Origin of the sequence: uncultured Aquincola sp., assembly GCF_964001545.1 — a bacterium.
Lineage (GTDB): Bacteria > Pseudomonadota > Gammaproteobacteria > Burkholderiales > Burkholderiaceae_C > Aquincola.
This window is the reverse complement of the sequence record NZ_CAXFDV010000276.1, coordinates 1-6,804: the sequence shown is the minus strand read 5'-3', so window position 1 is coordinate 6,804 and position 6,804 is coordinate 1. Positions and strand designations below refer to the sequence as shown.

Here is a 6,804-nt window from a genome sequence, read left to right as displayed (position 1 = left end):
GCCCCGAGACCTACGCCACGGTGGACACCCAGGCCGGCCCGCTGACCATCCGCGTGCCCGGCAACCTGCGCGCACGCGTGGGCGATGCGGTGCACCTGCGCTGGGATGCGGCGCATGCGCATCTGTTTGATGCGAAGACGGAGCTCAGGGTGGCCTGAGCAAAGCCAGGGTCTGCGGCCCCGGGGGGCCGCTGCAAGCTCAGCCCTGTTGGCGGCGGCGCACCAGCAGACCGATGGCGCCCAGGCCCAGCCCCATCAGCGCGTAGGTGCCCGGCTCGGGCACCGGCGCCGCCACGAACTTGACCTCGCTCAGGCCCACCCACGGCCATTGGGCGTCGAAGTTGCTGCGGATGTCGAACTGGACGAAGCGAGCCTGGGCGCTGAAGCTCACCAGCTGCGCCGGAATCATTCCGCCCTTGGATTGCTCCAGCGTGCGCAGATCACCCACGGTGCTGAATTGCACGCCATCGGTCGAGGTCTTGACGTAGAAGTCCTTCACGCCGCGGGTGTAGTCGATGTCGGAGTTGTACTGCCACACCAGCGCGGCGCTGATGTCGTGCAGCGCGCCCAGGTCGAAGGTGAGGGTGGCGGTGGTGTCCACCGGCCAGGTGCCTTCCTTGATCCACATGGTGTCCCACGCGCCGCCGTGCAGATCGCCCGCCATGCCCGAGTTGTCGATCAGGCTCTGGGCGGTGACGGTGAAGTGGCTGCTGGATGCCACCGCGTTGACCGGCGTGACGATGGCGGCTTGCGCCTGAACCGCGGCACAGACCAGCAGAGCGGCAGCAATGCCGTGGCGATGCAGATGCTTGAACATGGAAACCTCCTGTGTTGTGGGAGGCTTCACATTAGGGGGGTGCCATGACATTGCCGTACCTGGCGCGGCGGGTCCAGGTCCAAACGGCTCACGTCGAGAGGCTGCGATCGCGCAGACCCCCGCAGTCAGGCGGGGCAGGGGCTGCTCGCCGCCCTCAAGTCGCCAGCCGGAACCACGCCCGCGCGTTGGCCTCGTCGCGGGCGATGCCGGCCTTGAGCGCTTCCAGCGACTCGTACTTCAGCTCGTCGTGCAGCTTGTGCAGCAGCTCGACGCGCACAACACGGCCGTAGCCGGCGTCTTCGGCCAGCGGCCATTCCAGGCAGTGGGTTTCCAGCAGCACGCGGCCGGCGTCTTCCACCGTCGGCCGCACGCCCAGGCTGGCCACACCGGCCAGCGGGCCGCGGCCCAGGCCGTGCACCCGCACCACGAAGATGCCCGCGGCCGCCGGCAGCCGGTGGCCGAAGCGAATGTTCAACGTGCGAAAGCCCAGCTCGCGGCCCAGCTTGCGGCCGTGCACCACATGGCCGCTGATGCTGTAGGGCCGGCCCAGCAGCGCGGTGGCGCGCGACATGTCGCCGGCCGCCAGCGCCAGCCGCACTGCCGAGCTGCTGACGCGCAGGCCGTGCACCTCGTAGCTCTGCATGCGCGCCACGTCGAAGCCCAGCTGCGGCCCGGCCGCGTCCAGCATCGCGTAGTCGCCGGCGCGGCGCGCGCCGAAGCGGAAGTCGTCGCCCACCAGCACGTAGCGGGCATGCAGGCCGTTGGCCAGCACCTCGTGCATGAAGGCCTCGGCCGTCAGCGCCGCGAAGCGTTCGTCGAAGCGCAGCACCACCACCTGGTCGATGCCGCAGCGTTCCAGCTCTGACAGCTTGTCGCGCAGCGTGGCGATGCGGGCCGGCGCCTTCTCGGGCGTGCCGGCCTTCATCGCGAAGAAGTCGCGCGGATGCGGCTCGAAGGTGAGCACGCAGCTGGGCACGCCGCGGTGGCGGGCTTCGTTGTTGAGCAGGGCCAGCATCGCCTGGTGGCCGCGATGCACGCCGTCGAAGTTGCCGACGGTGAGGGCACAGGCCGGTGCGATGCCGGGATGATGGAAACCGCGGAAGACGCGCATGGCCGGATTATCGCGGCGCCAGCAGGGCCGCGCGCTCCTCGTCCGTCACCCAGCGCCAGTGGCCGCGCTCGGGGCCGTCCGCCAGCGTGAGCCCGCCGATGGCGCTGCGATGCAGCCCTTCGCAGCGGTTGCCTACCGCGGCCAGCATGCGCTTGACCTGGTGGTACTTGCCTTCGGTCAGCGTCAGCCGCAGCGTGTGGCTGCCGGTGGCTTCGCAGGCGGCGGCGCGCACCGGCTGCGGGTCGTCGTCCAGCACCACGCCATCGCGCAGGCGCTGCAACTGGGCCTCGTCCACCGGGTGCTTGGCCGTGACCTCGTACACCTTGGGCACATGGTGCTTGGGCGAGGTGAGCTTGTGGATCAGCGTGCCGTCGTCGGTCAGCAGCAACAGGCCGGTGGTGTCTTCGTCCAGCCTGCCGACGGGCTGCAGGCCGCGGGTGCGCAGCGGCGCCGGCAGCAGCATCAGCACGCTGGGGTGGTGCTTGGGCTTTTGCGAGCATTCATAACCCGCCGGCTTGTGCAGCAGCACCAGCGCGCTGGCCTGGTACAGCCATTCACGGCCCTGCACCACAAAGCGCAGGCCTTCGGTCGCCACCTCTTGGTCGGGGTCGTCGGCCACCTGGCCACCGATGGACACCAGGCCCTGGCCGATCAGGCCCGCGCACACCCGCCGGGTGCCGAAGCCTTGCGTGAACAACACCTGAGCCAAGCGCACAACGTCTCCTTGGGGCCTGCCGCGCAGGCCATCTTGCATGAGGGGCGGCAGTGTAGCCAGCGTGCGCGCCGCGCGGGCTCAGCCGGGCGGCAGATCGGCCGCGGCGGGCAGCCCCGGCACGCCGGTGGCGGCGCGCACCGCATTTAGCACCGCACGGGCCACCACCTCGGCGGCCAGCGTGCCCAGCACCGTCATCGGCGGCGTGTGGCCGGCGCCGCCGGTGGCCAGCGCAAACAAGGTGTCGCCATCGCTCATCGTGTGCACCGGGTTGATGCTGCGGGCCAGCCCGTCGTGCGCCACGGTGGCCAGCCGGTTGGCCTGGGGCTTGGTGAGCACCGCATCCGTGGCCACCACGCCGATGGTGGTGGCGCTGCCGGTGGCGGGCACGCTCACCGGCAGGCCCTGCACGATGCTGCGCGCGGTGTGCTGCAGCCGCCCGCCGTCTTCGGTGCGCGCACCGGCCAGCGCCAGCCCAGTGGCGGGGTCGATCACGTCGCCGATGGCATTGACGGCCACCATGGCCGCCACCGTCACGCCATGGGCGCGCAGCGATGCACTGCCGATGCCGCCCTTCATCGCGCGCGGCAGGCCGAACAGCTTGCCCAGGCTGGCACCGGTGCCGGCGCCGACATTGCCTTCGGCCTCAGGCTGGTCGGAAGCCGCTTCGCAGGCGGCCCAGCCGGCCGCGGCATCGGGCCGCGCGCCGCGCGCCAGCCACAGGTCGAACAGCACCGCCGCCGGCACGATGGGCACCCGCGCCGGCCCCACCGGCAGGCCCTGGCCTTGTGCTTCCAGCCAGCGCATCACGCCGCCGGCCGCGTCCAGGCCGAAGGCGCTGCCGCCGCTGAGCAGCAGCGCATGCACCCGGTCCACCAGGTGGTCGGAGTGCAGCAGGTCGGTCTCGCGGGTGCCAGGCGCGGCGCCGCGCACGTCGGCGCCGGCCACCGCGCCGCCGGGCGGGCTCAGCACCACGCTGCAACCGGTGGAGTCGGCCGCCAGCGTGTGGTGGCCGACCCGCAGGCCGGCCACGTCGGTCAGATGGCCTGGAAAGCGGGTGCTGGCAGCTTGCATCCGGCCACTGTAGCCGCGCGGCGGCGGCGTGCCACCAGGCCGATGCCGGCCAGGCCCAGCGCCATCAGCGCATAGGTCTGCGGCTCGGGCACGGCGGCGGTGAAGGCCTGCACGCCGGCCACGGCGAGGTCGGGGTAGTTGCTGAACACGCCGTCCATGCCCATTTCCAGGTAACGCTGGTATTCGGCGGCGGCCAGTGCCTTGTCGGGCTGGGCGAAGGTCCAGCCGTGCACTTCCAGGCCGGCGGCATGCGCCTGGTCGATGAAGGCCTTGCTCAGCGGCGCGGCGGCATAGTTGATCACCAGGCCGATGCCATCGGCGAAGCTGGCCACCTCGCTCAGCGACAGCAGCGTGGTGCCCGTGGCACCGAACACCGCCACGCGGCCGACGCCATCGGCCGGCGTGATGGCCGCGCCCAGCAGCACCAGCTTCATGTCGGTGCCCTGGGCGTTCTGCTTGGTGTCGATGCTGCGCAGCGTGGCGTCGCTGAAGGACTGGATGAACACCTTGTCGGCGGCGCGGCCGTAGCCGTTGGCGGTAAGGGTCGACAGGATGCGGTCTTCCATCACCGGGTCGGCCTGCTTGGCCTCGGGGTAGATGCCGACGGTGCGGCCGGTGAGGGCGCTTTGCTGCTTCGCCAGCGTGATCACTTCCTGGAAGGTGGGCACTTCCAGGCGGGTGTTGGCGGGCGTGAAGCCGGGGTAGCTGTTCTGCGCCGTGCCGCCGGCCGGGGGCACGACGGTCAGCGTCTTGATCTCGGCCAGCGTGAAGTCGGCCACCTTGTAGCCGCCATTGCGCGGCGCGAACAGCGAGGCCGCATTGGTGGTGCGGTTCAGCGTGTCGTCGTGCATGGCCACCAACTGGCCGTCCTTGGTCAGCTGCAGGTCGGGCTCGATGTAGTCGGCGCCCATCTTCACGGCCAGCTCATAGGCGGCCAGCGTGTGCTCGGGCAGGTAGCCGCTGGCACCACGGTGGGCGATGACGATGGGGTCGGCAGCATGGGCGGCCGGCAGGGCGGCGACCCAGGTGCCCAGCACCAGGGCGGTCATGGCGCTGAGGCGGGCGAGGCGGAACGGGTTCATCGGGGTACTCCTGGCAGTCTTGTAAGGTAAGGCGCCCCGCAAGGGGGCGCCTGAGCTTGCCTAGACAAGATGACCGCGCCGTGAACCGGCGGCGCAGGTCTGTGCTTCAGGCGAACACGCCTGCCGTGTCCTGCATGCGGGCCGACACTTCGCCCAGGTGGTGCAGCGTGTCGCCCCAGGCCATCTCCAGCATGGTGAGGCGCTTGAAGTAATGGCTGGCCACGTACTCGTCGGTGACGCCGATGCCGCCGTGCAGCTGCACGCACTGCTGGCCCACATAGCGCATGCTGTGGCCCAGCTGCACCTTGGCCTGCGACAGCGCACGGCGGCGCTGCTCCTGCGGCTCACCGAGCTTGAGCGTGGCGAAGTAGCTCATCGAGCGGCCCAGCTCCACCTGCATCTTCACGTCGGCCACGCGGTGGCGCAGCGCCTGGAAGCTGGCGATGGTGACGCCGAACTGCTTGCGCTGGTTCATGTACTCCACGGTGATGGCCAGCAAGCGGTCCATCAGGCCCACGGCTTCGGCGCACACCGCGGCAATGCCCACGTCGGTGGCGTGCGACAGCGCTGGCAGGCCGTCCTGCGCCACCAGCAGCGCCGGGGCGTCGCTGAAGCTCACTTCGGCCGCACGGGCGCCGTCCTGCGTGGGGTAGCCGCGCACCTGGGCGGCGGCCTTTTCCACCAGGAAGAGGCCGGTGCCGTTGCCATGGCGGGCGCTGACGATGAAGGCATCGGCCTCGTCACCCGCGGGCACCAGGCTCTTGCTGCCGCTCACGGTGAAGCCATCGCCCGCGGCGCTGGCGGTGGTGTCGGTGGCTTCCAGCCGGTAGCGGCCGCGGCGCTCCTGCAGCGCGGGCACCACCAGGGCCGAGCCCTCGGCCATGCGCGGCAGCCAGGCGGCCTGCACCGCCTCGGGCGCGCCGGCCAAGAGGGCCGGGGCCACCAGCGCGGCTTCGGTGAAGGGGGCATTCACCAGGCCGCGGCCCAGCTCTTCCATCACCACCATGGCTTCCACCGGGCCGAAGTTCATGCCGCCGTGCGCCTCGGGCACGGCCAGGCCGGCCAGGCCCAGCTCGGCCAGTTCGGCGTACACCTCGCGCGTGGCGCCGCCGGCCTTGGCCAGCGCATGGCGGCGGTCGAACGAAAAGCCCTTTTCCACCCAGCGCTGCACCGCGTCGCGCAGCGAGACCTGGTCTTCCGAGAAATCGAAGTTCATGTCAGCTCCCCAGCACGGTCTGCGCGACGATGTTGCGTTGCACTTCGTTCGAGCCACCGTAGATGGTGGTCTTGCGCATGTTGAAGTAGGTGCCGGCCAGCGGCGCCAGGTAGGCCGCGCCCACGTGGTCGCCCTGCCAGCCGGCTTCCATCGCCTCATGCACGTAGGGGCGGGCGTAAGGGCCGGCGGCCAGCATCATCAGCTCGGTGTAGCGCTGCTGGATCTCGCTGCCGCGGATCTTCAGCAGGCCTGCCACGTCCAGGCTGTTCTTGCCGCTGGTCTCGGCGCTCAGCACCCGCAGCACCATCATCTCCAGCGCCACGATGTCCACTTCCAGCAGCGCGATCTGGTCGCGGAAGCGGGTGTCTTCGTACACGCCTTCGGCCTTGGCGATGCGCTTGAGCCGTTCCAGCTCGCGCTTGGCGCGGTTGACGTCGGCGATGTTGGTGCGCTCATGCGCCAGCAGGTATTTGGCGTAGGTCCAGCCCTTGTTCTCTTCACCCACCAGGTTCTCGGCCGGCACCTCGACGTTGTCGAAGAACACCTCGTTGACCTCGTGCTCACCATCCAGCGTGATGATGGGCCGCACGGTGATACCGGGGCTCTTCATGTCGATCAGCAGGAAGCTGATGCCAGTCTGCGGCTTGCCTTCGGTGCTGGTGCGCACCAGGCAGAAGATCCAGTCGCCATACTGGCCCAGCGTGGTCCAGGTCTTCTGGCCGTTGACGATGTACTTGTCGCCCTGGCGCACCGCGCGGGTCTTGACCGAAGCCAGGTCCGAGCCGGAGCCCGG

8 protein-coding genes are annotated in these 6,804 nt (G+C 70.3%); 1 reads left to right on the top strand and 7 read right to left on the bottom strand.

Annotation, left to right across the window (positions count from 1 at the left end):
- Positions 1 to 158, top strand: a 158-nt coding sequence (locus ABNT58_RS09655; protein WP_348753275.1) for a TOBE domain-containing protein, incomplete at its 5' end; no start/stop codon positions are given.
- Between the two features lie 40 nt (positions 159 to 198).
- Here the strand turns inward: ABNT58_RS09655 and ABNT58_RS09650 are convergent.
- The 7 genes from ABNT58_RS09650 to ABNT58_RS09620 form a co-directional block, all read right to left on the bottom strand.
- Positions 199 to 816: a discoidin domain-containing protein gene (locus ABNT58_RS09650; protein ID WP_348753274.1), complete on the bottom strand. Its 618-nt coding sequence runs from the start codon at positions 814 to 816 to the stop codon at positions 199 to 201.
- 154 nt (positions 817 to 970) lie between these two features.
- Complete coding sequence (locus ABNT58_RS09645; RefSeq protein ID WP_348753273.1) at positions 971 to 1,927, bottom strand: bifunctional riboflavin kinase/FAD synthetase; 957 nt, start codon at positions 1,925 to 1,927, stop codon at positions 971 to 973.
- 7 nt (positions 1,928 to 1,934) lie between these two features.
- A complete protein-coding gene (locus ABNT58_RS09640; protein ID WP_348753272.1) occupies positions 1,935 to 2,642 on the bottom strand; it encodes a 16S rRNA pseudouridine(516) synthase in 708 nt (235 codons plus the stop codon).
- A gap of 78 nt (positions 2,643 to 2,720) precedes the next feature.
- Positions 2,721 to 3,713 (bottom strand): P1 family peptidase, encoded by a 993-nt coding sequence (locus ABNT58_RS09635; protein WP_348753271.1) that lies wholly within the window; start codon positions 3,711 to 3,713, stop codon positions 2,721 to 2,723.
- Complete coding sequence (locus ABNT58_RS09630; protein WP_348753270.1) at positions 3,677 to 4,795, bottom strand: glycerophosphodiester phosphodiesterase family protein; 1,119 nt, start codon at positions 4,793 to 4,795, stop codon at positions 3,677 to 3,679. The genes ABNT58_RS09635 and ABNT58_RS09630 overlap by 37 nt, the downstream gene beginning before the upstream one ends.
- Before the next feature lie 106 nt (positions 4,796 to 4,901).
- A complete protein-coding gene (locus tag ABNT58_RS09625) occupies positions 4,902 to 6,011 on the bottom strand; it encodes an acyl-CoA dehydrogenase family protein (protein ID WP_348753269.1) in 1,110 nt (369 codons plus the stop codon).
- A gap of 1 nt (position 6,012) precedes the next feature.
- A partial coding sequence (locus ABNT58_RS09620) for an acyl-CoA dehydrogenase family protein (protein WP_348753268.1) occupies positions 6,013 to 6,804 on the bottom strand: 792 nt, incomplete at its 5' end.

Excerpts from the sequence above, each read along its gene's own strand:
- ABNT58_RS09625 (WP_348753269.1), bottom strand. The coding sequence starts at position 6,011 with ATGAACTTCGATTTCTCGGAAGACCAGGTCTCGCTGCGCGACGCGGTG.
- ABNT58_RS09635 (WP_348753271.1), bottom strand. The coding sequence starts at position 3,713 with ATGCAAGCTGCCAGCACCCGCTTTCCAGGCCATCTGACCGACGTGGCC.
- ABNT58_RS09630 (WP_348753270.1), bottom strand. The coding sequence starts at position 4,795 with ATGAACCCGTTCCGCCTCGCCCGCCTCAGCGCCATGACCGCCCTGGTG.
- ABNT58_RS09650 (WP_348753274.1), bottom strand. The coding sequence starts at position 816 with ATGTTCAAGCATCTGCATCGCCACGGCATTGCTGCCGCTCTGCTGGTC.
- ABNT58_RS09645 (WP_348753273.1), bottom strand. The coding sequence starts at position 1,927 with ATGCGCGTCTTCCGCGGTTTCCATCATCCCGGCATCGCACCGGCCTGT.